This window comes from Pseudonocardia hierapolitana, from assembly GCF_007994075.1.
Classification (GTDB): Bacteria; Actinomycetota; Actinomycetes; order Mycobacteriales; family Pseudonocardiaceae; genus Pseudonocardia; species Pseudonocardia hierapolitana.
Window position 1 is genome coordinate 771927 of record NZ_VIWU01000001.1, and the last position, 23633, is coordinate 795559.

The 23633-nt window shown below is 72.5% G+C and carries 28 protein-coding genes and 1 tRNA gene; 10 read left to right on the plus strand and 19 right to left on the minus strand.

What is annotated here, in order from left to right; genetic code table 11:
* Positions 1-281 precede the first annotated feature (281 nt).
* Positions 282-962 (minus strand): transposase, encoded by a 681-nt coding sequence (locus tag FHX44_RS03745; protein WP_147253830.1) that lies wholly within the window; start codon positions 960-962, stop codon positions 282-284.
* A gap of 16 nt (positions 963-978) precedes the next feature.
* Positions 979-1416 carry an IS110 family transposase gene (locus FHX44_RS03750; protein ID WP_147254181.1) on the minus strand — a complete coding sequence of 146 codons (438 nt, stop codon included), beginning with the start codon at positions 1414-1416 and terminating at the stop codon, positions 979-981.
* 385 nt (positions 1417-1801) lie between these two features.
* Here FHX44_RS03750 and FHX44_RS03755 point away from each other — a divergent pair, with 385 nt between their 5' ends.
* Together FHX44_RS03755 and rpsT are read left to right on the plus strand one after the other, a co-directional pair.
* Positions 1802-3016, plus strand: a complete 1215-nt coding sequence (locus tag FHX44_RS03755) for an MFS transporter (protein WP_147254182.1) — start codon at positions 1802-1804, stop codon at positions 3014-3016.
* 93 nt (positions 3017-3109) lie between these two features.
* Entirely contained in the window at positions 3110-3370 is a 261-nt protein-coding gene (rpsT, locus tag FHX44_RS03760) for a 30S ribosomal protein S20 (protein ID WP_075950844.1), read from the plus strand.
* A gap of 63 nt (positions 3371-3433) precedes the next feature.
* Here the strand turns inward: rpsT and FHX44_RS03765 are convergent, their stop codons facing one another.
* Both FHX44_RS03765 and FHX44_RS03770 read right to left on the minus strand, forming a co-directional pair.
* On the minus strand, positions 3434-4300 hold the full coding sequence (locus tag FHX44_RS03765) for an LLM class F420-dependent oxidoreductase (protein WP_147254183.1): 867 nt from the start codon (positions 4298-4300) through the stop codon (positions 3434-3436).
* A 103-nt stretch (positions 4301-4403) separates the two neighbouring features.
* Positions 4404-5084: a B3/B4 domain-containing protein gene (locus tag FHX44_RS03770; protein WP_170308757.1), complete on the minus strand. Its 681-nt coding sequence runs from the start codon at positions 5082-5084 to the stop codon at positions 4404-4406.
* 28 nt (positions 5085-5112) lie between these two features.
* On the opposite strand from FHX44_RS03770, the gene pdxR reads away from it, so the two are divergent.
* Together pdxR and FHX44_RS03780 are read left to right on the plus strand one after the other, a co-directional pair.
* Positions 5113-6519 carry a MocR-like pyridoxine biosynthesis transcription factor PdxR gene (gene pdxR, locus FHX44_RS03775; RefSeq protein WP_212612314.1) on the plus strand — a complete coding sequence of 469 codons (1407 nt, stop codon included), beginning with the start codon at positions 5113-5115 and terminating at the stop codon, positions 6517-6519.
* Between the two features lie 94 nt (positions 6520-6613).
* Positions 6614-7357: a TetR/AcrR family transcriptional regulator gene (locus FHX44_RS03780; protein ID WP_147254185.1), complete on the plus strand. Its 744-nt coding sequence runs from the start codon at positions 6614-6616 to the stop codon at positions 7355-7357.
* On the opposite strand, the gene FHX44_RS03785 is transcribed toward FHX44_RS03780, so the two are convergent.
* The 4 genes from FHX44_RS03785 to FHX44_RS03800 form a co-directional block, all read right to left on the minus strand.
* Positions 7347-7805 carry a hypothetical protein gene (locus FHX44_RS03785; RefSeq protein ID WP_147254186.1) on the minus strand — a complete coding sequence of 153 codons (459 nt, stop codon included), beginning with the start codon at positions 7803-7805 and terminating at the stop codon, positions 7347-7349. The two genes, FHX44_RS03780 and FHX44_RS03785, sit on opposite strands and share 11 nt — an antisense overlap.
* A gap of 94 nt (positions 7806-7899) precedes the next feature.
* On the minus strand, positions 7900-8592 hold the full coding sequence (locus tag FHX44_RS03790) for a DUF3618 domain-containing protein (RefSeq protein WP_147254187.1): 693 nt from the start codon (positions 8590-8592) through the stop codon (positions 7900-7902).
* On the minus strand, positions 8589-9092 hold the full coding sequence (locus tag FHX44_RS03795) for a phage holin family protein (RefSeq protein WP_147254188.1): 504 nt from the start codon (positions 9090-9092) through the stop codon (positions 8589-8591). Before FHX44_RS03795 ends, FHX44_RS03790 begins: the two co-directional genes overlap by 4 nt.
* Entirely contained in the window at positions 9089-9910 is an 822-nt protein-coding gene (locus tag FHX44_RS03800; RefSeq protein WP_147254189.1) for a hypothetical protein, read from the minus strand. The genes FHX44_RS03795 and FHX44_RS03800 overlap by 4 nt, the downstream gene beginning before the upstream one ends.
* Positions 9911-10166: 256 nt before the next feature.
* Between FHX44_RS03800 and FHX44_RS03805 the strand changes: the two genes are divergently transcribed.
* On the plus strand, positions 10167-10448 hold the full coding sequence (locus FHX44_RS03805; protein ID WP_147254190.1) for a hypothetical protein: 282 nt from the start codon (positions 10167-10169) through the stop codon (positions 10446-10448).
* Here FHX44_RS03805 and FHX44_RS03810 read toward each other — a convergent pair.
* The 4 genes from FHX44_RS03810 to FHX44_RS03825 are packed head-to-tail and all read right to left on the minus strand — an operon-like array spanning position 10415 to position 13391.
* On the minus strand, positions 10415-11209 hold the full coding sequence (locus FHX44_RS03810) for an SCO1664 family protein (RefSeq protein ID WP_147254191.1): 795 nt from the start codon (positions 11207-11209) through the stop codon (positions 10415-10417). The two genes, FHX44_RS03805 and FHX44_RS03810, sit on opposite strands and share 34 nt — an antisense overlap.
* Before the next feature lie 11 nt (positions 11210-11220).
* Positions 11221-11790, minus strand: coding sequence for a DUF3090 domain-containing protein (locus tag FHX44_RS03815; protein WP_147254192.1), 570 nt, complete (start codon positions 11788-11790; stop codon positions 11221-11223).
* Positions 11791-11840: 50 nt separating this feature from the next.
* Entirely contained in the window at positions 11841-12548 is a 708-nt protein-coding gene (locus FHX44_RS03820; RefSeq protein ID WP_147254193.1) for a histidine phosphatase family protein, read from the minus strand.
* 21 nt (positions 12549-12569) lie between these two features.
* Complete coding sequence (locus FHX44_RS03825; protein ID WP_147254194.1) at positions 12570-13391, minus strand: undecaprenyl-diphosphate phosphatase; 822 nt, start codon at positions 13389-13391, stop codon at positions 12570-12572.
* A gap of 51 nt (positions 13392-13442) precedes the next feature.
* On the opposite strand from FHX44_RS03825, the gene FHX44_RS03830 reads away from it, so the two are divergent.
* Positions 13443-14387 (plus strand): aldo/keto reductase, encoded by a 945-nt coding sequence (locus FHX44_RS03830; RefSeq protein WP_147254195.1) that lies wholly within the window; start codon positions 13443-13445, stop codon positions 14385-14387.
* A 98-nt stretch (positions 14388-14485) separates the two neighbouring features.
* Complete coding sequence (locus tag FHX44_RS03835; protein ID WP_170308758.1) at positions 14486-14725, plus strand: DUF5703 family protein; 240 nt, start codon at positions 14486-14488, stop codon at positions 14723-14725.
* A 4-nt stretch (positions 14726-14729) separates the two neighbouring features.
* On the opposite strand, the gene FHX44_RS03840 is transcribed toward FHX44_RS03835, so the two are convergent.
* Entirely contained in the window at positions 14730-15575 is an 846-nt protein-coding gene (locus FHX44_RS03840; RefSeq protein ID WP_147254196.1) for a helix-turn-helix domain-containing protein, read from the minus strand.
* 101 nt (positions 15576-15676) lie between these two features.
* On the opposite strand from FHX44_RS03840, the gene FHX44_RS03845 reads away from it, so the two are divergent.
* On the plus strand, positions 15677-16543 hold the full coding sequence (locus tag FHX44_RS03845) for an aldo/keto reductase family oxidoreductase (protein ID WP_147254197.1): 867 nt from the start codon (positions 15677-15679) through the stop codon (positions 16541-16543).
* Between the two features lie 457 nt (positions 16544-17000).
* Here the strand turns inward: FHX44_RS03845 and FHX44_RS03850 are convergent, their stop codons facing one another.
* Positions 17001-17771, minus strand: a complete 771-nt coding sequence (locus FHX44_RS03850; RefSeq protein ID WP_147254198.1) for an SDR family oxidoreductase — start codon at positions 17769-17771, stop codon at positions 17001-17003.
* Positions 17771-19087 carry a M20/M25/M40 family metallo-hydrolase gene (locus tag FHX44_RS03855; RefSeq protein ID WP_147254199.1) on the minus strand — a complete coding sequence of 439 codons (1317 nt, stop codon included), beginning with the start codon at positions 19085-19087 and terminating at the stop codon, positions 17771-17773. Before FHX44_RS03855 ends, FHX44_RS03850 begins: the two co-directional genes overlap by 1 nt.
* A 71-nt stretch (positions 19088-19158) precedes the next feature.
* Here FHX44_RS03855 and FHX44_RS03860 point away from each other — a divergent pair.
* Positions 19159-19242, plus strand: a tRNA-Leu gene (locus FHX44_RS03860).
* A 65-nt stretch (positions 19243-19307) separates the two neighbouring features.
* Here the strand turns inward: FHX44_RS03860 and FHX44_RS03865 are convergent.
* A complete protein-coding gene (locus FHX44_RS03865) occupies positions 19308-19697 on the minus strand; it encodes a DUF1622 domain-containing protein (RefSeq protein WP_147254200.1) in 390 nt (129 codons plus the stop codon).
* A 214-nt stretch (positions 19698-19911) separates the two neighbouring features.
* Between FHX44_RS03865 and FHX44_RS03870 the strand changes: the two genes are divergently transcribed.
* Positions 19912-20313: a hypothetical protein gene (locus FHX44_RS03870; RefSeq protein ID WP_147254201.1), complete on the plus strand. Its 402-nt coding sequence runs from the start codon at positions 19912-19914 to the stop codon at positions 20311-20313.
* Between the two features lie 90 nt (positions 20314-20403).
* Here the strand turns inward: FHX44_RS03870 and FHX44_RS03875 are convergent, their stop codons facing one another.
* The 3 genes from FHX44_RS03875 to FHX44_RS03885 are packed head-to-tail and all read right to left on the minus strand — an operon-like array spanning position 20404 to position 23632.
* Positions 20404-21663 carry an ABC transporter substrate-binding protein gene (locus FHX44_RS03875; protein ID WP_147254202.1) on the minus strand — a complete coding sequence of 420 codons (1260 nt, stop codon included), beginning with the start codon at positions 21661-21663 and terminating at the stop codon, positions 20404-20406.
* Complete coding sequence (locus FHX44_RS03880) at positions 21660-22751, minus strand: branched-chain amino acid ABC transporter permease (protein WP_147254203.1); 1092 nt, start codon at positions 22749-22751, stop codon at positions 21660-21662. Before FHX44_RS03880 ends, FHX44_RS03875 begins: the two co-directional genes overlap by 4 nt.
* Entirely contained in the window at positions 22751-23632 is an 882-nt protein-coding gene (locus tag FHX44_RS03885; protein WP_147254204.1) for a branched-chain amino acid ABC transporter permease, read from the minus strand. The genes FHX44_RS03880 and FHX44_RS03885 overlap by 1 nt, the downstream gene beginning before the upstream one ends.
* Position 23633 lies beyond the last annotated feature (1 nt).

The following is a 23633-nucleotide window of genomic DNA, read 5'->3' on the forward strand; positions in this document are numbered from 1 at the left end:
TTCTCCCCAACCCGGCCACGGCGGCGCGTGCGCGGCGAGGCGAACGGGGCGGGCTGCACGGGCAGCCGGGAGCGGTGCGCGACCAGCGTCCGGCGCGGGGTGTCGGGAACGGCGCGCCCAAGCCGCGCATCCCATGATCAGGTCGACACCACGGGGGTCGGATCGAGATCGAACACCCGTGGTGTCGACATGATCATGCACACACCCGCGTGATCGTTCCGAAGTGCGGCTCAGGGCCCTCGCCGGGGCGTTCCACCCAAACTCGGACGCTTCTATATCTGTCAAGCGGCTGAGGACGCGTTGCTGCTTGTGGTCGTGATGGTCGCGGTGAGGAAGCGGTAGAGCTCGCGCGCGATGTAGCGCTTGAGGCAGCGTCGGATCTCTCGGGTGGTCTTCCCTTCGGCGGTGCGGCGGGCGAGGTAGGCCTTGGTCGTGGGGCAGCTGCGCATGCGGACCATCGCGATGGTGTGCAGTGCGCTGTTGAGGGCGCGGTCACCGCCGCGGTTGAGCCGGTGCCGCTTGATGTGGCCGCTGCTGGCCTCGAGCGGGCTGGCGCCGGCGAGCGCGGCGAAGGCGCCCTCGTTGCGGCAGCGCCCGGGGTGGGAGAAGCTGATGATCGCTTGGGCGGCGCTGATCGGGCCGATGCCGCGGCGGTCGGTCAGCCCGGGAGCGAGGTCGTCCACGATGCGCTGGAGTTCGCGGCTGTTGGCCCGTAGTGCGCGGTGAGACCCTCGCAGTGCGAGAGCGAGGCGCCGGATCTCGGCCTGGCGCACGACCTGCTCGCGGCTGGCATCGCGGGCCGGACGGTGGCGGGCCAGCGCAGCGAGCCTGGTGTCGGTGAGCGTGCCACGGGCGAAGTCACGGGCGAAGTCACGGTCGCGGTCGTCGCCGCCCAGCAGCAGTGCGCGTAGCCGGTTGGTCTGAGCGGTCGAGCTGTCGGTGAGCTCGTGGCGGGCGTCCATCAGGATCCGGCGTCCATCAGGATCCGGCGTCCATCAGGATCCGGAGCGCTTCGCGGTCACCATCGGCGCGCGGGCTCGGGAGCTGGTCGGCGTCAAGCCGCAGCGCGGTGAGCACGGCCAGGTGCGCGTCGATCGCGTCGGACTTTCCCCGACCGCGACGGGACTTGCGGTTGGGCTGCTCGCACTCGATCACCATCACACCGGCACCGCTGACTGCGCGCGCTAGTCCGATGCCGTAGCTGCGGGTGCCCTCGATCGCGACGGCGACCCGCGACCCGGGAGCGTGATCGCCGATCCAGGCCAGCAGCTCGGCGTAGCCGCGGGAGTCATTGCTGACCTGGCAGGTCGCGACCGGGGCTCCGGTCGGGAGGGCGATTTCTGCGTCGTGGGTGTCGTCGTGGGTGTCACGGTGGGTGTCGACACCGACGACGGCGTCGACACGTTCTGCCAACATGGGCACGGGCCTGGTCCTTCTGACGGGGAACGGGTCCAACAGGCGGCACCGGCCCGGGTGAGGGTCACCACGTGGCACATCTGTGACGGGTCACGCCGTAACCGGCGGACAGGCTTCTGATCAGGCCAACCGGTGAACCGGGCCGGTGCCGGCGACCACGACGGAACAAGTCCGAGACAGGGCACGCCGAAGCGGCCAGATCGATCACGAGTCACATCGGGTCACCGGCACCGAGCCTGACGGTTCTCCACCCAGGAGCACCGCACCGACACACTCACAGATCGATCACCGGCGTCGCAGCCGGCGGCCTGCGACGGGTCGGGCGGCGCGGGCCTTCTCGAAACGCTCAGCCGCGTCGGCCCGCCACCGGACGTACCCTCCGACCGTGGCAGCGGCGCCGGGACCCGAGCTCGACGCGGCTGCGGGCCGGCGCACGGTCGCGGCGGCGTTCGTGTCCATGGCCGTCGTGTTCGGCGTCGCGTACAGCTTCGGGGCGTTCTTCGTCCCGATGGCCGTGGAGTTCGGCACCGGAAGCGGCGCCACCTCCGTCGTCTTCGCGGTCACGGCGTTCTGCTGGTTCCAGCTCAGCCCGCTCAGCGGGCGGATCGCCGACCGGGTCGGCCCGCGACCGGTGCTGCTCGCCGGCGCGGCCGCACTGGCTGCCGGGCTGCTGCTCACCGCGACGGTGGGGCAGCTGTGGGTCGGCTACATCACCTACGGCGCCGGCGTCGGGATCGCCGTCGCCTGCGGGTACGTGCCGCTGGTCGCGGCCGTCGGCGGCTGGTTCGAGCGGCGCAGGGCCGTCGCGATGGCCATTGCGGTGTCCGGTATCGGCGTCGGCACCCTGCTCGGCGCGCCACTCGCCGCCACGCTGATCGAGGCGATGGGCTGGCGCGGCACCCACGTCGTGTTCGGCGTGGTGGGCGCCGTGTTGCTCGTGGGGTGCGCGGTGCTGGTCCGGCGTCCGCCCCAGCCGGCAGGCGGCGGGAGCGGCCCGCCGCTGCGGGCGCTGGCCCGGATGGCGCCGTTCCGGTCGATGTACGCCGCAACCCTGCTCGCCGCGTTCGCGCTGTTCGTGCCGGTGGTGCACCTTCCGGCGTACGCCGCCGCGAGCGGCGCGTCCCGGGTGGCAGGGGCAGCGCTGGTCGGGATCATCGGCGTCGCGAGCGTCGTCGGCCGGGTCGCGCTCGGGGCGGTCGCCGACCGGTTCGGGCGCGTGCGCACGTTCCAGGCGAGCTTCGCCGTGCTCGCGGTGGCGTTCACGTTCTGGCTCGGCCACATCGCGCTCGGCGGGCCGTTCGCGGTGCTCGTCGCGTTCGCCGTCGTGCTCGGCGTCGGCTACGGCGGGTGGATCGCGCTGCAGCCCGCGGTGATCGCCGACACCTTCGGCGTGCGCGGGCTGGGCCGGCTGATCGGGCTCGTGTACACCGCCGCCGGGATCGGCGCGCTGCTCGGCGTCCCGGTGGCCGGCGCGCTGGTGGACGCGACCGGCGGTCACGGCTGGGCGGCGGGCGCGGCGGGGCTCTGCGGGCTCGGCGCCTTCGCGGCCACGATCGCGCTGGGCAGGGCCGATTTCGTCCGGGAATCCGACGCGCTGTAGCATGGACCGTCGAGCGCCCGGCGTGACGAACGATCCCCGCCGCCGGTGCGGAGAGCGAGCAGTCCACCGGCAGGAAGAACTCGAGGCATTCGCGTGGCCAACATCAAGTCCCAGATCAAGCGGGTCAAGACCAACGAGAAGCGCCGTCTGCGCAACAAGTCGGTCAAGTCCGCCGTGCGCACGGCCGTGCGGCAGTTCCGCGAGGCCGCCGAGGCAGGCGACACCGAGAAGGCCACACAGCTCCAGCGCACGGCCGCTCGTGCCCTGGACAAGGCCGCCAGCAAGGGCGTCATCCACAAGAACCAGGCCGCCAACCGCAAGTCGGCGATGGCCAAGCGCGTCGACGCGCTCTGATAGACCCCGAACCACGACAGCGCCGATCCGCATCACGCGGATCGGCGCTGTCGTGTTGCCCGGTCAGAGTTCCTTCGCCGCCGGCACGAGCTCCCGGCCGATGATCTCCAGCGGGGTCAGCTCCCAGACCCGCGGCACCCAGCCGTGCACCTCCTGCACGCCGAGCTTGGCGAGCCCCTCCAGCTCGGACCGCAACGCGTCGACGTTCTCGCCGCGCTCCCCGACGTCGAGGGGGAGCATGACGGTCTTCTCGATCTCGTCGTAGGGCCGCCCCACGGCCTCGCAGTGCCCGCGCAGGACGTCGAGCTTGCGCTCGAGGTCGGGGCCTGCGAAGAGGTTGCAGGCCTGCGCGTACTGCGCCACCAGCCGCAGCGTCTTCCGCTCCCCGCCGCCGCCGATCAGGATCGGCGGCCTGCGCAGTGGCTGAGGCCGGTTGAGCGTCCGGTCGAGCCGGTAGTGCGTGCCGACGTAGGGCTCCTCGCTCTCGCTCCACATCTGCTGCACGATCTGCAGCGTCTCCTCGAGCCGCTCGAAGCGCTCAGCGGTGGGCGGGAACGGCAACCCGAGCCCGCGGGCCTCGTCGCCGTTCCACGCGGCCCCGATGCCGAGCATCGCCCGCCCGCCGGACAGCACGTCGAGCGTGCTCACGAGCTTGGCGAGCATGCCGGGCTCGCGGTAGCTCACCGCCGTGACCCAGGCGAGCAGCTCCACGCGGGACGTGCGCGCGGCCAGGTAGCCGAGCGTCGTGTAGGCCTCGAGCATCTCGTGCTCGGGCGGGCCGAGCACGCCGATCTGCCACACGTGGTCCATGACGCTCACGCGGGCGAAGCCGGCCTCCTCGGCCGTGGTGGCGATGCGGGTCAGGTCCTCGGCGAGTCGCGCCGGGCCCGACGGGTAGGTGAAGTCCGCGATGTGCAGACCGATGTCCACGTCTGATCCTCCGTGTCTGCTGCTCGATCGACACGACCGACGCTAACCCTCACGGCCCGCACGGACGGGTCATCAGGGTGGTCCTGCTGATCCCAGGATCCGCTCAGGGAAGCGCCCGCGCGGCGAGGGTGGCCTGCGGCTGGAACTCCCCCAGGAGCGCCACGATCTCCTCCCGTGCGGCCGCGACGTCGCGCTCCGCCCCGTCGTGCAACCCCTCCACCACGACGAGCGCGTCCGTCGTCGGCTCCCGGGTCGCGCTCTGCGCGCTCTGCCGCCAGCACCAGCGCCGGGCGCACGCCACCCCGGCCCGGTCGACGAACACGACCTCCCCCGGCTCCGGCGCGACCGGATCCGCCGCTCCGAGGTCGGTGAACCGCTCGGTGCCGGTGGCGAACCGAACCGTGATGTCGCCGTCGATCCCGGCGAGATCCACGACGGCGACCGGGAGCGCGTACCGGATCGACACGAGGTTGCCGAGGTCGACCAGGGCGTTGATCGACGGGATGTCACCCTGCTTGGCCAGCCGCCTCAGCAGCGCCTCTGCGGCGCTCCGGTACTGCGTGGGCTTCGCCCCGAACGCGGCGAACGCCCGGCGCCATGCCGCGATCGAGGGCAGTCCCGCGGGCGGAGTGGCCGCCAGCCGCTCCGCGACCTCCTTCTGCGCGGTGCGGTAGCGCTGCAACAGCTCAGGTGGCGTCGGGCCGTTGGTCAGGCCGGATGCGCGGACGATCCCGGCGTGGACTGCGGGGTACCGGTCGAGGACGGCACGGTCGTAACGGAACACCCGGACCACGCTAGGCCAGACTGGTCCCGTGACCGAGTCCACCGAGCCCGTGATCAACGGGACCAATCCGGGTCTACGCATCGAGCTCGGCGAACTGCGGTCGGGCGGATCCCGGGCTCTCGCCGACGGGCTGGCGGACGCGCTGCGCCACGCGGTCCGCGGCGGACGGCTCCCCGCCGGCACGCGGCTCCCGGCGTCGCGCAGCCTCGCCGCCGATCTCGCGGTCTCCCGCGGGGTGGTCGTGCGCGCGTACGAGCAGCTCGTGGCCGAGGGCTACCTGCAGGCGCACACCGGGCGCGGCACGGTAGTGAGCGACGTCCACACGGACGCGAGCGCGCCACCCCCGCCGGTGCGGCCGTTCGAGCCGGGCAATCCCGGTGTGCCTGCGCTGGGTGCCTTCCCCCGCACCGAATGGCTGCGCGCCCTGGAGACGGCGATGCGGTCGCTGCCCGACGCGGAGCTCGGCTACGGCGACCCGCGCGGCCACCCCCGGCTGCGCCGCGCACTCGCCGCCTACCTGGGGCGCACCCGCGCGGTGGTCGCCCCGCTGGACCGGATCGTCGTCACCGGCGGGTTCGCGCAGGCGGCGAGGGTGATCGCAGAGGCGCTGGTCCGCCACGACGTCACGGCCGTCGGTGTCGAGGACCCCGGCTCGGTCGGCGTCCTCGAGACGTTCCGCGTCGGCGGGCTCCGCACCCACCCGATCCCGGTGGACGAGCACGGCATCGACGTCGAGGAGCTCGCCGCCTCGGGGCTGCGCGCCGTCTCCGTGACGCCGGCCCACCAGTTCCCCACCGGCGCCGTCCTCGCGCCCGCCCGGCGCACGGCACTTCTGGAGTGGGCCGTCGCCCGGGGCGGTGTCGTGATCGAGGACGACTACGACGCCGAGTACCGCTACGACCGCTCACCCGTCGGCGCGCTGCAGGGCCTCGCCCCGGACCGCGTCGTGTACGGCGGCAGCATCTCCAAGACCCTCGCCCCCGGCCTGCGGCTCGGTTGGGTCGTCGCCCCGTCCTGGCTGGCCACCACCCTCACGGAGGTCAAGCACTGGGCCGACATCGCCGAGCCGGTGCTCGACCAGGTCGCGCTCGCCGTGTTCATCGAGACGGGCGCGCTCGACCGGCACATCCGCCGGATGGCCGCCCGGTACGCGGAGCGCCGCCGCGCGCTACTGGCCGCCGTCGCCCGGCACCTGCCCGGCTGGTCCGTCACGGGGGTCGCCGCCGGCCTGCACGCCGTCCTGGTGCCGCAGCGCCCTCTACCTCGAGGCGTGCTCGACGCCATGGCCCACGCGCCCGGCGGGCTGGGCGCCATCCCGCTCGCCGCGTACGCGCACGCGGCGCCGCCCCGGCCCGGCCTCGTCGTCGGCTACGGCTCACTCACCACCGATCGGATCGAACGGGGCATCGCGGCCATGGCCGGGCCCACCCGCTGATGCCCGATGGTGCACAGAGGACTGCCGACGAGATCCGTGAATCTCGAGGACTTCGATGGTGGAATGAGACCGATGCCGATCCGAGGAGACGGGCATGAGCAGCGATGTCGAGGCTGACCGGGGAGAACCCGCCGGTCCCGGTGCCTCCGGCCGCCGTCCCCTGTCCCGCGAGCTGATCATCGAGACAGCGATCGACTTCGTCGACCGGCACGGGTTGACCGCGCTGACGATGCGTCGGCTGGGCAAGCAGCTCGGTGTCGAGGCGATGTCCCTGTACCGCTACGTGAACGGTCGCGAGGACCTCCTCGAAGGCATCGTGGACCGGATGGTGGCCGAGCTGCAACTGCACCGGGATCACGAGAACCCGGACGCGACGATCGGGTGGCAGGCATACCTCCAGTGGCTCGCGCACGCCGTTCGAGGACTCGCGCGCGAGCACCCCAACCTCTTCCCGCTGATCGCCACGAGGCACCCCGCCGCGCCATGGCTGCGGCCACCGCTGCGCAGCCTGCGCGTGGTCGAGGACTTCTTCGACACGCTGATCTCGAGGGGCTTCAGCGACACCCGCGTGGTGCTCGCCTACCGATCGTTCTCGAGTTTCCTGCTCGGGTACCTGCTGCTCGAGGCGAGCGTCCTCGGTGCGCGGTCGTCTCCCCCGGAAGAGCCGCTGGACGAAGGGGATTCGCACGTGCCCAATGCCGACCAGAATCTCGACCTTGCCCCGTTCCCGCACGTACGGCGGCTCGAGGAACAACTCTCCGAAGATCACGCAGGCGCGGAGTTCGAGCAAGCGCTGGAAGACCTGCTGGACCGGCTCGATCGCTTCATCACGGAGTAGCGGTCGACGACGGGCCGGCTGTCGGCCCGGCTTCCCCTCCTTCGGCGAAGAACGCCGTCCCGGCCTTCAGCTGCGCAATCTGCGCCGCTCCCGGTACGCGGGCCACGTCCTTGCGGGCGGCCTCCTCGTCGCGGTAGGGGCCGATCACGACCGGCCGGCCGCTGCTCTCGGTCACGATCACGCAGCGGCGCGCGACCCGCTTCTCGCGCATGGTGCGAGCGCGACCGGCGACGGCCCGCCCGCCCTCGGCACCACGCCCGGCGACCGCCTTGCCGACCTTCCTGGCCAGCGTGGCCACGTTCCTGACCGATGCCGCGATCTTGGACTTCGCACCGCCGCCCGATCCCGCCTCCGCGGGCTGGTCGCCGTCGGTCGAGCCGGGGGGCGCGGCCGGAACGTCCGGGGGCTCGCGGTTGGCGGCGTCGGGGGCATCAGGAGAAACGTTCATCTCAGCACCTTCGTCCTTGCGACGGATGTGGGTGAACGGCAGGACCGGCGCGGCGGCAAGGTGGCCGCCGCCGAAGGTCCTGCCGTCCAGCCGATCATTCGTTCGTCGCGCGCTCCCGGACCGTGCCGGTGGCGTCCTGGGCGCGGCTCTGCACCTGCCCGGCCGCTGCCTTGCCCTCTTCGGCGACGGTCTGGCCGGCCTCGGTGGCAGTCGACTTCACCGACTCCACGGCCTGCTGCGCGGGCTCGCGGAGGTTCTCCTTCACCTCGGCAGCGGCCTGGCCCGCGGTCTGGGCGAGCGGCTGCCCCACCTGCTGGACCATGTCCTTCGCCTGACCGGCGAGCTGCTGCTCCTTGCGGCTCGCCGGGAGCAGTGAGGAGACCAGCCAGCCGGCGCCGAAGGCGATGAGCCCGGCCGCGAGGGGGTTGCCCCTGGCCTGTTGCCGGATCACCTGCGGTGCCTCCTGCAGTGCCTGGGTGCCGGTCGAGGCGGCATCCGACACCGTCGAGGCAGCCGTCGCCGCCGTACCGGAGACCGACTGCGCGGCGTTCGAGACGGTCCCGGCCGCTCCCTGGGCCGCGGCCGTCACGTCACCCCTGCCCACCGGGCTCGCACCCATCACGTTCTCCTTCCACCTGCCCATGGTCGACCGGACGCGGTCGGCCCGCCGCCCGACGATCTTGGTCGGGGTCACCTTCTCGGTCAGCGCGTCGACGTCCTGGCCCAGCGTCGCCTGCGTCCGTTCGATCTCCGCGCGGATCTGCTCGGGCTCGCTCGCAGTGGTCACGGGGTACCTCCTCGCTCGCCCTTGAGGGCGTCCGGAATGGTCTTGAGGGTGTCGACCGTGCGCTCGGGCGTCGGGTTGACCTCGCGGAACTTCCTGCGCCCCACTGCGGCGAGCACCGCGGCGACGATGCCCCAGATCACCGCGACGATCAGCGCCGACCAGCTGTGCCCGACGACGTGCGACAGCGCCCACCAGAGCGCGATCGACAGGAACAGGACGGCCATGGAGCCGGCGAACCCGGCGCCACCCAGAGCGCCTGCGCCCTTCGCGCTCTTCGACGCTTCCTGCTTGAGCTCGGCCCGGGCGAGCGCGAGCTCCTGGCGCATCAGCGTGGACAGGTCGCGGGTGACGTCACCGACCAGCTGGCCGAGCGACACCTCCCCGACGTCCTCGTGGCGCCCTGCGGTCTCGGTCGGACGAGCGTGGGCTCCGCCCGTACCGCCTGGTCGCTGCGGCTCGGCCGGGTAGCCACCCGCGGGTGGGTACGGCGGCGCCGTCATCGCGGGCCTCCCTGCCCCTGCCCCTGCCAGCTCGGCGCCCCGAGCTCCGGCTCGTAGACCTGCCCGCCGGGTGCGTTCGCACCGGGCGGCGGCGGGTAAGCGGGCGGAGCCTGCGGACCGGGTGGCACCGGAGGCGGGCCGGCCGCGGGCGGCGGGTACGGCGGCGGCGCCTGCGGGCCACCTGCGGGGGGTCCACCGGGGACACCGGAACCGGCCGGAACACCGGGTGGCGGCGGGGGTGGCGCTTCCGGACGGCCGTAGGGCTGCGGCTGCGGCGCGGTGCCCTGATCGCTCCCGCCGGATGCGGCCGCGGCGGCACCGCGGGTCAGCCGGCCCGCGAGCACGCCCGCCGCGGCGGCACCGAGGAGGAACATCCCGGGACGGCGGCGAGCGACGCCACGGAACTCCTCGAGGAGGTCGCCGGGCTCGCGCTTCCCGATCCAGTCGGCGACGCCCGTGAGCTTGTCGGCCACCTGCCGAACCACTTCGGAGGCGGGACCGGTCTGCGAACCGCTCTGCGCCATCTGCTGGAGCTCGTCCGCGTACCCGCGCAGCGTCTCGGCCGCCTTCTGTTGGCCGTTCTGCGCCTGGCTCCGGACCTGGGTCCGGGCCTCACCGACCAGGTCGCGCGCCTGCGTCCTCGCCTCTTGCGCGACCTGCGTGACCTGCTCGGCCGCTGTGCCGGCGACGTCCTTGCCCGCGTCGGTCGTCGTGCGACCGACGTCAGCGACCTCGTCGCGCGCCACCTGAGTTGTGCCCGGCTCAGGCTGCACGCCGGTCACGCCGCCCGGAGCATGACCGCTGCTCTGCTGGCTCATTCCGCACCAATCCTCTGGTAGACGAGGTTTACGTTGTATGCGTACCCAGTAAGGCTGTACCCAACCGGCACCGGCCGCGGCTTCCGCGGTGGTCCCGGGTCCAGGTGGTCAACGCCCGTCGCGCGCGCGGGCGCGGCGCGCTGCAGCGCCCGGACCTGCGTCGACGCCCGCGCCCTGCGCCGGGGCGAGCGGGATGGGCACGGTGAGCCCTCGAGCGGCCGCAGCGCCACGCGGCGCACGACCGGCAGCTCGGCCGGTGGGAGAACACCACCCAGGACGGCGGGCCCGTGCCGATCGAGGCGTCGGTGTCCTGCGGCGTCGTGCACGGGGGCTCCGGCGGCGGGTCGACGCCCGCGTCCCGCAGTGTCTGCTGGCGCTGACGTTCGTGCTCGGCGGCGCGGGCTCACGGCTCCGCTGGATGTCCGGCCTCGCACTCGCCGTGGCCGCGGTGCTGCCCCTCGCCGCCGCTGTGCCGGCCGCCCTCATCGCGAAGGCGACCCGAGATCAGAAGGCGGGCCAGGGGATCGCGGGCCCGTAGCCGGACGGCTCCGGGTAGCACGACTCGTCGAGCAGGTGATCGACCCGGTGGACGAACGTGCGCAGCTCGCGCCGCGTGATGTGCTCGGACAGGGATTCGGACAGCGCCCCGCCCAGCTCGGCGCGCACCCGCTCCAGCATCTCGATCACCGGGCGGGGCAGCGGCTTGCCGACCCAGCCCCAGAGCACCGTGCGGAGCTTGTCCTCGGTGTGCATGCACAGGCCGTGGTCCACGCCGTAGACGTTCCCGTCCACCCCGGCGAGCACGTGCCCGCCCTTGCGGTCGGCGTTGTTGGCGACGACGTCGAACGCGGCCATGGCCTGCAGCTCGGGCGTGTCGGCATGGACGAGCACGGCCGGCTCGCCGCGGTCGCCGCGAGCGCGCAGCACGCCGATCCAGCCCGCGGGCACGGCGCGGGGGTGGCAGACGTCCACGAGCTCTCGCTCGGCGTCGGTGTCCACCCACACCTGCACCATTCCCGGCCCGAACGGCCCGTCGCGCAGCACCGTGGGCGGCACGACGTGGAACCCCCCGGCCTCGGACACCAGGTACGCGGCCACCTCGCGCCCGGCGAGCGTGCCGTCCGGGAAGTCCCACAGCGGCCGCTCCCCGCGCACCGGCTTGTAGACGCACTCCGCGTCGACGCCGTCGAGCGTGATGGTGCCGAAGAGCGTGGCGTTCGATGCGTCGACCAGACGGCCGGTGATCTCAATGCGGCCGTGCCGCAGCAGTCCCGGCACGGCCGGGTCACGAGGGTCCACCGGGTCTCGCGTCAGTCCTCGGCCGGGGACCGTCGGTGGTACCCGTTGAGCCGCACGCACAGGTGACCGGCGGGGTCGAGCGGCTCGGCGCACAGCGGGCACGGCGGGCGGCCCGCGGAGACCACGCGCTCGGCGCGGTCGGCGAACGCCCGTGCCTGCACCGGCGACAGGAACACGCGCAGCGCGTCGGGGCCTTCCTCGGTGTCGTCGAGGACCACCGACTCGTCGACCTCCTCCTCGGTGACGGCGAGCAGCTCCACCACGATCGAGCGGGTCTCGGCGTCCCAACCCAGGCCCATCGTGCCGACGCGGAACTCCTCCTCGAGCGGCACGGCGAGGGGGTCGAGGTCGGTGCCGGGGTCCTCGTCGGCCAGGTCGTCCGCACCGAACCGGCGGGCCACCTCCTGCAGCAGCGCGCTGATCCGGTCGGCGAGCACCGACACCTGCTGTTTCTCCAGCAGCACGCTCACCGTGCGCGCCTCCTGGATCGCCTGGAGGTAGAACGAGCGGTCGCCGGGCTCGCCGACGGTGCCCGCGACGAAGCGTTCGGGCTGGCGGAAGACGTGGATGACGCGTGACATGGCGTCCCCGAGGGTAGACCGCTCCGGCGCAGAGGGCACGTCAGTGAGCGTTAAGCCCCGGTGTCGCCGCCCACGACGGCGTCCGAGCTGCGCGCAGGCGTCTTGCGCCGCTTGCGCTTCGGCGCAGGCGGGATCAGCCCGGACACGTCCCCACCCAGGTCGTTCACGCGCGCCACGAACGGGCGGGTCTCGGTGTAGTGCACGACGCTGATCGAGCCGGGGTCGACGACGATGCGCTGGAAGTTGTCCAGGTGTGTCGCGAGCGCGTCGGCGAGGATCGACTTGATCACGTCGCCGTGGCTGCAGGCCAGCCAGACGGCGCCGGGGCCGTGCTCGGCCGCGATCCGCGCCCCGTGCCTGCGCACCGCGGCCACCGCCCGCGCCTGCATCCCCGCGAGCCCTTCCCCCTCCGGGAACACGGCGGCCGACGGGTGGGCCTGCACCACCTTCCACAGGGGTTCCTTGGCCAGCGCGTTCAGCTCACGCCCTGTCCACGAGCCGTAGTCGACCTCCGCGAGCTCCGGTTCCGAGGTCGGGACGAGGTCGCGGGCCTGGGCCAACGGCGCCACCGTCTGCTCGCAGCGCAGCATCGGCGAGCACACGACCGCCGCGAGCGGCACGCCCGCGAGCCGGTCCACGAGCTTCTCCGCCTGTGCCCGGCCGGTGTCGTCCAGCTCGACGCCTGCGGCGCGCCCGGCGAGCACACCGGATGCGTTGGCCGCCGAGCGGCCGTGGCGGAGCAGGATGAGCGTCGTCACGAGCGCCGAGCGTACGTGCGGTCAGGACGCGGCGACCCAGCCCGCACCCAGCGCGACGAACAGCACCGCCCCCAGCGCCACCCGGTACCAGACGAAGACGTAGACGCTGTGGCGCTCCACGTAGCGGAGGAGCCACGCGATCGTCGCGAAGCCGATCCCGAACGCGATCACCGTGGCCACCAGCATCTGCACGGCGGTCGGCCCGTCGCCCGCGAACACGTCCGGGATCTGGAAGATGCCCGACGCCACCACGGCGGGGATCGCCAGCAGGAACGAGTACCGGACGGCGGCCGGGCGCGAGAACCCGAGGAAGAGTCCCGCGGTGATCGTCCCGCCGGAACGGGAGACGCCCGGGATCAGCGCCATGGCCTGCGCGAGGCCGAGCAGGATGCCGTCGGCGGGCTTCATCTGCTCCAGCTCCAGGCGCTGTCGGCCGATCCGCTCGGCGAGCCCGAGCAGCAAGCCGAACGCCACCAGCGTCGTCGCGATCAGCCACAGGTTGCGCGCCGCGGTCTGGATCTGGTCCTCGAACAGGAAGCCGAGCAGACCGATCGGGATCGTGCCGATGATCACGAGCCAGGCGATCCGGTAGTCCGGGGTGGCGCGGACGGCGGGGAAGCGGAAGCCGCGGAACCAGGTGAGGAGGAGGTGTCCGATGTCACGCGCGAAGTAGACGAGCACGGCGGCCTCCGTGCCGAGCTGCGTGACCGCGGTGAACGCCGCGCCCGCGTCCCGCCCGAAGAACACCTCCGACACGATCCGCAGGTGCGCCGACGAGGAGATCGGCAGGAACTCCGTGAGCCCCTGCACCACACCGAGCACGATCACTTCCAGCCACGTCACGCGCGGGACCGTACCGAGGGCCCCTCATCCCTCCCCACATAGGCTTCCCCTGTGCGGCGGCGACGGGTCGGAGGCAGCGGGCTGGAGGTCTCGCAGATCGGGCTCGGCACGATGACCTGGGGCGTCTCCACCGACGTCGACGCCGCCACCAACCAGCTCACGGCGTTCGTCGACGCCGGCGGCACCCTCGTCGAGACCGCCGAGAGCTACGGCAACGGCGTCGCGCAGCAGATGCTCGGCGAGGTGCTCTCCACAGCCGTCCGGCGGGAGGACGTCGTCATCGCCGGGCGCGGCGGCGTACCCGGAGGCCCGCTCGGCGAGGGTTCCGCGCGCGGAGCCCTGCTCGACGGGCTGGACTCGATGCTGGAGCGGCTCGGCACCGACCACATCGACCTGTGGCAACTGCCCTTCTTCGACGCACGGGTGCCCGTCGAGGAGACGTTGTCGGCGGTGCAGGTGGCGGTGTACTCCGGCAAGACCCGCTACGCCGGGCTCGTCGGGCCCGCGGGCTGGCAGCTCGCCACCGTGGCCGAGCGGGGCCGGATGCTCGGCGGCGTCGCGGTACCGGTGGCGGCGCAGGCCGAGTACTCGCTGTTGTGCCGCGGCCCGGAACGCGAGCTGCTGCCCGCGGCACTCCACCACGGCATCGGGCTGCTCGCCTGGGCGCCGCTCGGACGGGGTGTGCTCACCGGCAAGTACGTCGACGGCACACCGGCCGACTCCCGCGGCGCCTCCCCCGGCCTCGCCCCGTACGTCGAGGCCCGCCGCACCGAGCACGCGACCCGGATCGTCCACGCCGTGCTCACGGCCGCAGACGGCCTGGGAACGTCGCCGCTGTCCGTCGCACTGGCGTGGGTGCGTGATCAGCCGGGCGTCGCAGCGGCCATCGTCGGCGCCCGGGACGCGGCGCAGCTCACGGCCTCGATGGCCGCCGACCAGCTGGTGCTCCCGGCCGAGATCCGCGCCGCTCTCGACGACGTGAGCGACCCCCGCTGAACGGTGGCACGCTCGCTCGGCCGCGCCTATGGTGTGGTCATTCCACCCGGCGTTCACTCGGGCGTCAGGTGGCGGCGAGGTGCTAGGGAGGTGAGCCGGTGGCGCGTAGCAGCCCGACCGGCCCGATCGAGGGGGATTCTGTCGACGGGGACTGGGAGTACCGCCCGGTCCAGCTCCCGGGGGACGTGTCCCGGATGACCGCGGCGGTACGGCTGGCGATCCAGGCCGAGTTCGGCGGCTGGGAGCTGTCCCGGGTACGGCTCTACCCGGGTGGGGTCCGGAAGGTGGTGCTGCGCCGTCGGCGCAGTTCGAGAATGCTGCCGGAGCTGTCCGTCTGAGCTCTCATCCGCCGGCGGACGTGCGCGTGTCTCGGGTGGCATCCGAGGCGAGCGACCCGAGCAGCGCGAGCGACCTGGCGCTCTCCGAACCGGGCTCCGCGTGGTAGATCACCAAGAGTTGGCCGCCGGAGTCGCCGACCGGGAACTTCTCGAGGCGCAGTTCGAGGATCCCGACGTCCGGATGCTGCATCTTCAGCTGTTTGCCGGCGAGCGGCTTGACGTCGTGGCGCGCCCACAGCTGCCGGAACTGCTCGCTCCCGAGTGACAGCTCGCCCACCAGCTGCGTGAGGCGCGGGTCGTCGCCGTCGGTGCCGAGCGACGTGCGGAACGCGGCGACCATGCCGCCGATCATCCGCTCCCAGTCGGGGTGCAGCTCCCGTTCGTCCTCGTCGAGGAACATGGACCGCAGCCGGTTCTCCCCCGGCCGGATCCTCGGTGAGAGCGCCGTCGCGAGACGGTTCGCCGCGAGCACGTCGAACATCCGGCTCTCGACGAACGCCGGCAGCTCGATCACGTCGAGCAGCTGGCGGATCCCTGCCGGCACGACCTCGCGGCGCGGCCGCCGCCGCCTCGACCGAGCGGCGGACAGGCCCAGCAGGTACTGGGTGGCGGTCGCGTCGAGCCCGAACACGCGCGCCAGCGCCTCGAGCACCTGGGTCGAGGGGTTCCGGTCGCGTCCCTGCTCGAGCCGGAGGTAGTAGTCGGCGCTGATCCCGGCGAGGGTGGCGACCTCCTCGCGGCGCAGGCCCGGCGTCCGTCGGACCCCTGCCACGTGCAGCCCCACGTCGGCGGGGTCGACGAGCTCGCGCCGCGCACGCAGGTACTCGCCCAGCGCGTTCGACCTGGTCACAGGGTCATGGTAAGTCGGAGCGGCCCGCCGATCCTGGTCCCGTCACCCCCAGGATGACGAGGGCGTCCCCTGCGGCGGGCGCCTGGACGAATCATGGAGCCATGGCATCGAACGATCTCCCCGGCGGCCGCTACCGCGTCGCCGACATCGAGCTCACGCGCGTCGGGTACGGCGCCATGCAGCTGGCCGGCCCCGGCGTCTTCGGACCACCGAAGGATCACGACGCCGCGATCGCCGTGCTGCGCGCGGCCGTCGACCTCGGCATCAACCACATCGACACCGCCGACTTCTACGGGCCGCACGTCACCAACCACCTCATCCGCGAGGCGCTCGCGCCGTACCCGGACGACCTGCACATCGTCACGAAGGTCGGCGCCCGCCGCGACGAGAACGGCGGCTGGCCCCACGCCCGCACCCCGGCCGAGCTGCGCGAGCAGGTCCACGACAACCTGCGGAACCTGAAGCTCGACGTGCTCGACGTCGTGAACCTGCGCGTCGGCGGCTTCGACACCCCCGAGGCGGGCTCGATCGCGGAGCAGTTCGAGGCGCTCGCCGAGCTGCGGCAGCAGGGGCTGATCCGCCACCTCGGGCTCAGCACCGTCGACGCCGACCAGCTGGCCGAGGCGCGGTCGATCGCACCGGTGGTCTGCGTGCAGAACCTCTACAACCTCGCCCGCCGCGACGACGACGCCCTCGTGGACCTCACCGCGCGGGAGGGGATCGCGTTCGTCCCGTACTTCCCCCTGGGCGGCTTCTCACCACTGCAGTCGGACGCCCTGGATGCCGTGGCGAAGCGGCTGGACTCGACGCCGATGGCGGTCGCGCTCGCCTGGCTGCTGCACAGGTCGCCGAACATGCTGCTGATCCCCGGCACGTCCTCCGTGGAACACCTGCGCGAGAACGTCGCCGCCGCCGCGCTCGAGCTCCCGGCCGATGCGATCGCGGAGCTCGACGCGATCGGCGGCTGAACGCATCGGTGCTCACGCAACCCAACGGATCGCGCCGGCCGGAACGAGGCGCGCGAGCGCCCGCCCCGACGCACCCCCGGTCAGCCGACGCCCCCCGCGGCAGCCCACGCGCCCGATCGACGGGGCGCAGGCGGAGACGGGAAGCGCGAGCCGACGGGGGGTCCGCGGGCCTCCCTCCCCCGTCGCACCCCCTCGGCCGATGCCCTCGCCGGGGCCTACGCGCCCCGATCGACAAGGAGCACGGGCCGAGACGAGGCGCGCGAGCGCCCGCCCCGACGCGCCCCCGGTCAGCCGACGCCCCCCCGCGGCCCACGCGTCCCGTCGACGAGGGGCACGCAAGCGCGAGCGAGTCCGGGCGCGTACGCGTACGCGAAGCGTCCCGCCGGTGGCGCCCCGTTCTCCGCCCCGCGTCACGGCTCACGCGCCCCGTCGGCAGCGCCGGGTCAGGACGCGTGAGTCAGTGGTCCGCCCACGTCACGTCCGGCGGGCGCGGCGCGCCTGCCGGCCCGGGTACGCCCCGGAACCCGTACGGCGCCGGGTCGCGACCGGGCTGCACGAACCAGCACTCCCCCGGCTCGCCCCGCTCCAGCACGGCCTCGATCGCGTCCGCCACGTTCTCGGCGGTGAGCAGCGGGAACTCCCCGAACTGTGGCTTGGCCCGCGCGATCAGCGGGGTGTCGGCGAAGCCGGGGCACACGGCGTTCACCCGGATCCCGTCGCCCGCGAGCACCGGCGCCGCCGCCCGCACGTACCCCACCACCGCGTGCTTGGTCATCGTGTACAGCGCGTCGCCCGGCATCGGCACGAGCCCGGCCAGCGATGCGGTGGCGACCACCCGTCCGCCTCCCGCGCGCCGCAGCGCGGGCACGGCGGCGGCGAGCCCGAACACGACGTGGTCCACGTTCACGCCGACGATGCGCCGGTAACCGGCCAGGTCGAGCTCCTCGACCCCGGACTGTCCGGCCGTCACCCCGGCGTTGAGCAGCACGACGTCCAGCCGCCCGAACGTCTCCTCCGCGGCGGCGACGTGCGCCGGCATCCGCTCGGGATCGGCGACGTCCCCGGCCAACGCGAGGCCGCCCACCTCATCGGCGACCTCGCTCGCCGCCGCCTCGTCCCGGTCGGCCACGGCGACCCGCGCCCCCGCCGCCGCGAGCCGTCGCACCGCAGCCGCCCCGATCCCCGACCCGCCGCCCGTGACCAGGGCGCCCTTGCCCGTGAGATCCATCAGCAGGTCCGCAGGAACCGGTCGAGCACGCGGGTGCCGAACTGCAGCGCGTCCACCGGCACACGCTCGTCGATGCCGTGGAAGAGCGAGGCGAAGTCGAGGTCCGGCGGGAGCCGCAGCGGGGCGAACCCGTAGCACTGCATGCCCAGCTCGGCGAACGACTTGGCGTCCGTGCCGCCCGACAGCATGTACGGCACGGTCTTCGCGCCCGGATCCTCCTCCCGCAACGCGGCCGCCATCGCCTCGGTCAGCGGCCCCTCGAACGGCGTCTCGACCGCAGGCAGGTGCTGCACCCACTCGCGCGTCACGTCCGGGCCGAGCAGCTCGTCGACTTCCCGCAGGAACGCCTCCTCCCGCCCTGGCAGCATCCGGCAGTCGACGACCGCCTCCGCCGTGGACGGGATCACGTTCGCCTTGTACCCGGCCGAGAGCATCGTCGGGTTCGCCGTGTCGCGGATGGTCGCCCCGACCAGCCGCGAGAGCGGCCCGAGCTTCGCGAGCGCCCCCTCCAGGTCGTCCTCGGGGAACTCCAGCCCGGTCAGCTGGGACATCTGTTCGAGGAACGCGCGGACGGTGTCGGTGAGCACCAGCGGGAAGGTGTGGTTCCCGAGCCGGGCGACCGCCTCCGCGACGTGCGTCACCGCGTTGTCGTCGTGCAGGAACGACCCGTGCCCCGGCTTGCCCCTGGCCCGTAGCCGCATCCACGCGATGCCCTTCTCGGCGGCCTCGATCAGGTACACCCGCTGGTTCTCGCCGAGCGTGAGCGAGAACCCGCCCACCTCGCCGACGGCCTCGGTGCACCCCTCGAAGAGGTCGGGCCGATGCTCGACCAGCCACTGCGCCCCGTAGGACCCGCCCGCCTCCTCGTCGGCGACGAACGCGAACACGATGTCCCGCGGCGGCACCACCCCGTCGCGCTTGAACCGGCGCGCGACCGCGAGCGTCATGCCGACCATGTCCTTCATGTCGACCGCGCCCCGGCCCCACACGTAGCCGTCCTGCACGGCCCCGGAGAACGGGTGCACCGACCACTCCGTCGGATCCGCCGGCACCACGTCCAGGTGCCCGTGCACGAGCAGCGCACCCCGCGACGGATCGGCCCCCGGGAGCCGGCAGATCACGTTCGACCGCCCCGGCGCCCCCGAATCGAGCACCTCCACCTCGTACCCGACCTCGGTGAGCTTGCCGGCCACGTACTCGGCGGCCTCCCGCTCCCCCGTCGTCGTCTCGAGGTCACCCGTGTTCGTCGTGTCGATGCGGATGAGCTCCGACGTCAACTCGACGACCTCGTCCTCGGCTGCTCCTTGCCTGGTCACGCGGATCTTCCTACCACTCTGAGGACCGGTCGCGGGGGTCCGGAGGGTGTGGGCTATCCTTCCCTCAGCAAGTCCGAGTGGCGGAATGGCAGACGCGCTAGCTTGAGGTGCTAGTCCCCGAGTAGGGGGTGGGGGTTCAAGTCCCCCCTCGGACACAAGATCAGGCCGATGACCTGCGGTGATTTGAATCCCGTTCGTTCAATCACTGCGAAACGCCTGGTCAGAGGCGTGGGGGTTCATATACCCCACCGACTTGCTTCGGTGCCGCTTCGATGCACGACGTTCCAGACAGGCTGAGCGGTCGCGCGCGAGCACCTCGATGGTCCGGGCTGCGCGTTCTCGCGCAGGTTGACCGCCGCCTGTGATCGGCCAGCGCGCCGGGCCGGGCGCCGTCGTGCACGATGCGCAGCGGTAGAGGGCCTGCGAGGAACTCCAGTCCCAGCAGGATGGATCGGCCGATCCGCAGACGATAGGGCTGGTAGCTGGGCTCACCGCGACGCCGCCTGCCGACGGCGCTCCAGGTGGCGACGACCGCGCCCAGCACGATGGCCGGCACGCCCACGGCGTCGACGATCTTGCCTACCAGCTCCGCTGCGGCGGGGAAGTCCACGACCTACCGGGTTCGGGTGCGGGACAGCCTGGCGCGGCCGTCGTCCTGCAGGCGAGCCAGCACCAGCGCCTCCTTCACAACCGGACCCGGTTGTTCAGCCGCAACAACCGCGACATCACCGCTTCCTATCCCGACCTCGCCCGCCTCCCGGTCGCCGACGGGCTGGTGCTCGACGAGCACGGCCCGTCCGGGCTTCGCTCGTCTGCAGCAGCGGATGCACGTCATCCGTCCGTCGGTCGCGCTGCTGGCCGAGGTGCCGGTCCGCTACGTCGTGTTCGACCTCCTCCACCGCGCCGGCAGGTTGCTGCGCGAGGAGCCGTTCACCATCCGCCGGCAGATCCTCGACGACCTGCGCTTGGACACTGCCGGTCTGCAGGTCTCCCCGATGTCCACCTACACCCCCGGCGAGCTGGTGATGACCGCCGCCCGCCAGCAGGGCCTGGAAGGCGTCGCCGCGAACGCGCGAGGTCGCGCTACGAGCCCGGCCGGCGGTCCAGGGCGTGGATCAAGACACCGATCCGGCACACCGCTCGAGGTGATCATCGCCGGGTGGTCGCCGAGCACCGGCCACCCGAACGCGCTGGGCTCGCTGCTGCTCGCCGCGCACCACGGGTGAACGCGCAGTGCCAGCGGGTCGCGCTCGACTGAGGAACGCGAAAGGGGCGGCCCGTCCGCGAACGGGCCGCCCCGTCGAGTCACACCGGGGTCACCCGAAGGCTTCCACCGTGTCGTAGCCCCGACCGTTGTACTTCTGGACGACCACCGTCGACACCGCGGGCTGACCGCTCTCGCTGGTGGTCACCGCCGTGTCCGGCAGCATGAGCGGCGCCTGGAAGTCCTTGATCGCGCGCAGCGCCTCCATGAAGCTGTCCCGGGTCGGCTCCTTCATGTTCTGGAAGGCCTGCTCGAGCGTCGCGCCGATCATCCAGCTCCACTGGCAGTGCGGGAACGCCGGCAGGTCCGGGTAGTTGCCGTACTGCTTGAGGGCCGCCAGGTACTCCACGACGTCCGGGTCCTGGGCGAAGGCGGGGCTCTGCGGCGCCTTCGCGAAAGAGACGGAGTAGATGCCGGGGAATGCCGCCGCGCCGCCGGGCTCGAGGATGGCCGTGGGGCTCGACGTGTTCGAGGGCAGGAACCAGCTCGGCGTCCAGCCCAGCTGCTGCGCCTTCTGCAGCGCCGCAATCACGAGCGGAGTCACCGACATCGCGTTGAAGAAGACGTCGGCGCCGCTGTTGGCCAGCTCGGTGATCTGCGCGTCGACGGACGTGTCGGTCGCCTCGTAGGTGAGCTCGCCGACGACCTCGATGTTGCCCGCGCCTTCGATGGCCGACTTGAAGCCCTGGACGTAGCCCGCACCGAAGTCGTCGTTCTGCGACAGGATCGCGACCCGGTGGGCGGCGCCCGAGGAGGCCAGCAGCTCACCGAAGGCCGCGCCCTCGTTCTGGTAGATCGGCACGAACCCGAGCTGCCATGGGCTCTGCTGGGTGTCGCTGAACAGCGGGTCGCCGGTCATGATCAGCACCTGCGGCACCTCGTCGGCGATCGCCGCCTCGCGCCAGGCGCGGTTGGTCGGCGTGCCCAGCCCCGCGGTCATCGCGAAGACCTCGCCCTTCAGCTGGTCGTAGTTCGCCGCCGCCTGCTGCGGGTCGTAGGTGTCATCCAGTGCCTGGATCTCGACGGTGCGGGTCTTCCCGTCGCCGAACTCGACGCCTCCCGCGGCGTTCTTCGCACCGAAGTACGCGGTGACGCCTGCGACCGTGCAGGTGCCCGGCCCCGCGGTGGGGCCGCTGAGCGGCGTGGTGATGCCGAGCGTGACCGTGGTGTCCGTGATGCCGGGGCTGGGCGCACCCTCGGCCGCATCGCCGCTGCGGCCGGCGTCCCGCCCGCCGCACGCGCTGACCGTCACCGCGAGCGCCAACGCGACGGCGATGCCGAGCGCCCTCCGCGATCGAGAGTGCGTGTTCATGCGCGACCTAGCCTCTCCGTATCGGGTTCCTCCGCCGCGGGGCCCGACCCTGTGGTCGGCGACGGCGTGGTCGGTGGCGCGGCGTGGCCGCGACCGGCGGGAGAGCGCCGCAGCCCGCGCATCACCGCGCGGGGCAGCGACACGAGGCCGCCGGGGAGGACGAACAGCACGACCAGCAGGAGCGCGCCCTGCAGCAGCGCCGTGAGGCTCGGGTCGACGGCATTCGTCAGGTTCGGGACGACCACGTAGAACGCGCCGCCGAGCAGCGAACCCACGATGCTGCCCGCGCCGCCGATCACCATCGCGACGAGCAGCTCAATCGAGTGCCCGAAGCTCATCGTCTCCGGCGACGTGTACTGGACGACGACCATGTACAGAAACCCGCTCACGCCGCCGATGAGCGACGCGATCGTGAATGCCAGCACCTTGTACCGGTACGGCGAGATGCCCATCGAGGACGCCACGTTCTCGTTGCCCTTGACGATCGCGAAGGCGCGGCCGTACTTGCCGCGGACGAGGAAGCGCGTCAGCACGAACACGATGCCGCCGATGACGAGCACGAGGTACAGCTGCCACTGGTCGTCGTAGAGCCCGCTCCCCTCCGGCGCATCGGTGAAGCGCGCGGACACGCCCTGCGAGCCGCCGGTGAACTCGCTCAACCGCTTGGCCAGCGGTACACCGACGATGGGCAGCGCGATCGTGACCATCGCGATCGCGAGTCCGCCCAGGCGTGCGGCGGCGAGTGCCACGAGCAGTCCAGCGACGGCGGGGATCAGGCAGGTGAGCACGAAGACCAGGACGATGTTCCAGTCGTTCGTGACGCCGTACGCGGTGACATACGCACCGAGGCCGAGGAAGAAGATCTGGCCGAGCGAGATCTGCCCGGTGTACCCCATGACGACGTTGAGGCCCAGCACGGCGACGGCGAAGACGCCGATGCGGGCGAGCGTGTCGTTGGCGGCCTCCGTCAGCACGAGCGGCAGAACGGCGAGCACGACGACGAGCAGCAGCGGCGCCGCCCAGCGCACCCAGGGGCGCTGCCGCAGGGCCGAGAAGGACGAGGCTGGGGCAGCCGTCGGACGGGTCATCACACGCGAACCACGGTTTTCCGGCCGAACAGGCCCTGGGGTCGGACGATGAGCACGACGAAGATGAGGATGAACGGCACGGCGACCTTGAGGTCGAAGCCGATGAATCCGACGTACACCGCGGCCAGGTTCTCCAGGACGCCGATGATCCACGCCGCGATGACGACGCCGACCGGGCTCGTGAGGCCGCCGAGGATGACGGCGGCCAGCCCGTACACGAGGACGCTGTCGAGCATCCCCGGCGTCAGCGTGAGCTGCGGTGCGACGAGAGCACCGGCGACGGCGCCGAGCGCCGCGGCGAGCCCCCAGCCGACCATGAGGAGGCGTTCGACGGGGAGCCCGGAGAACGCCGCGGACTGGGGGTTGATCGCGACGGCCCGCAGCGCCAGGCCGAGCTTCGTGCCGAAGAAGAGCCCCTGCAGCAGGACCATCGCCACGATGATCACGAGCGTGGTCCCGATCGAGCGGATGCTGATCGAGACGCCAAGTAACGACACCGTGTCGAGGGAGAACAGCGAGGGGAACTGCTGGTTGTTGTACGTCCAGAGCCAGCCGGCGATGCCCGTGATCAGGGTCAGCAGGCCGATCGTGACGACGACGGCGGTGTCGGGGTCACCGCGCTCGAACCGCCGCATCAGATACCGCTCGACCACTGCGCCGAGTACGAAGGAGAAGAGGATCGACCCCAGGATGGCGAGGACGAGCGGCACGCCGCGATTCGTCAGCACCCACGCGACGTAGGTGGCGAGCACGGCCATGCCACCCTGCGCGAAGTTGATCAGCCCGGTCGCCGAGTGGACGAGCACGATCGCGAGGGCGATCGCGGCGTAGACCGAGCCGATGGACAGTCCGTCGACGACGAGTTGGATGAACTTCTCCATC

What these genes read in the sequence shown, in the direction of transcription:
- FHX44_RS03845 (WP_147254197.1), top strand. Translation starts at nt 15,677, where the DNA reads ATGGCATCGAACGATCTCCCCGGCGGCCGCTACCGCGTCGCCGACATC.
- FHX44_RS03780 (WP_147254185.1), top strand. Translation starts at nt 6,614, where the DNA reads ATGAGCAGCGATGTCGAGGCTGACCGGGGAGAACCCGCCGGTCCCGGT.
- FHX44_RS03745 (WP_147253830.1), bottom strand. Translation starts at nt 962, where the DNA reads ATGGACGCCCGCCACGAGCTCACCGACAGCTCGACCGCTCAGACCAAC.
- FHX44_RS03785 (WP_147254186.1), bottom strand. Translation starts at nt 7,805, where the DNA reads ATGAACGTTTCTCCTGATGCCCCCGACGCCGCCAACCGCGAGCCCCCG.
- FHX44_RS03815 (WP_147254192.1), bottom strand. Translation starts at nt 11,790, where the DNA reads ATGTCACGCGTCATCCACGTCTTCCGCCAGCCCGAACGCTTCGTCGCG.
- FHX44_RS03800 (WP_147254189.1), bottom strand. Translation starts at nt 9,910, where the DNA reads ATGAGCCAGCAGAGCAGCGGTCATGCTCCGGGCGGCGTGACCGGCGTG.
- FHX44_RS03795 (WP_147254188.1), bottom strand. Translation starts at nt 9,092, where the DNA reads ATGACGGCGCCGCCGTACCCACCCGCGGGTGGCTACCCGGCCGAGCCG.
- FHX44_RS03880 (WP_147254203.1), bottom strand. Translation starts at nt 22,751, where the DNA reads ATGACCCGTCCGACGGCTGCCCCAGCCTCGTCCTTCTCGGCCCTGCGG.
- FHX44_RS03850 (WP_147254198.1), bottom strand. Translation starts at nt 17,771, where the DNA reads ATGGATCTCACGGGCAAGGGCGCCCTGGTCACGGGCGGCGGGTCGGGG.
- FHX44_RS03750 (WP_147254181.1), bottom strand. Translation starts at nt 1,416, where the DNA reads ATGTTGGCAGAACGTGTCGACGCCGTCGTCGGTGTCGACACCCACCGT.
- FHX44_RS03885 (WP_147254204.1), bottom strand. Translation starts at nt 23,632, where the DNA reads ATGGAGAAGTTCATCCAACTCGTCGTCGACGGACTGTCCATCGGCTCG.
- FHX44_RS03870 (WP_147254201.1), top strand. Translation starts at nt 19,912, where the DNA reads ATGCACGTCATCCGTCCGTCGGTCGCGCTGCTGGCCGAGGTGCCGGTC.
- FHX44_RS03875 (WP_147254202.1), bottom strand. Translation starts at nt 21,663, where the DNA reads ATGAACACGCACTCTCGATCGCGGAGGGCGCTCGGCATCGCCGTCGCG.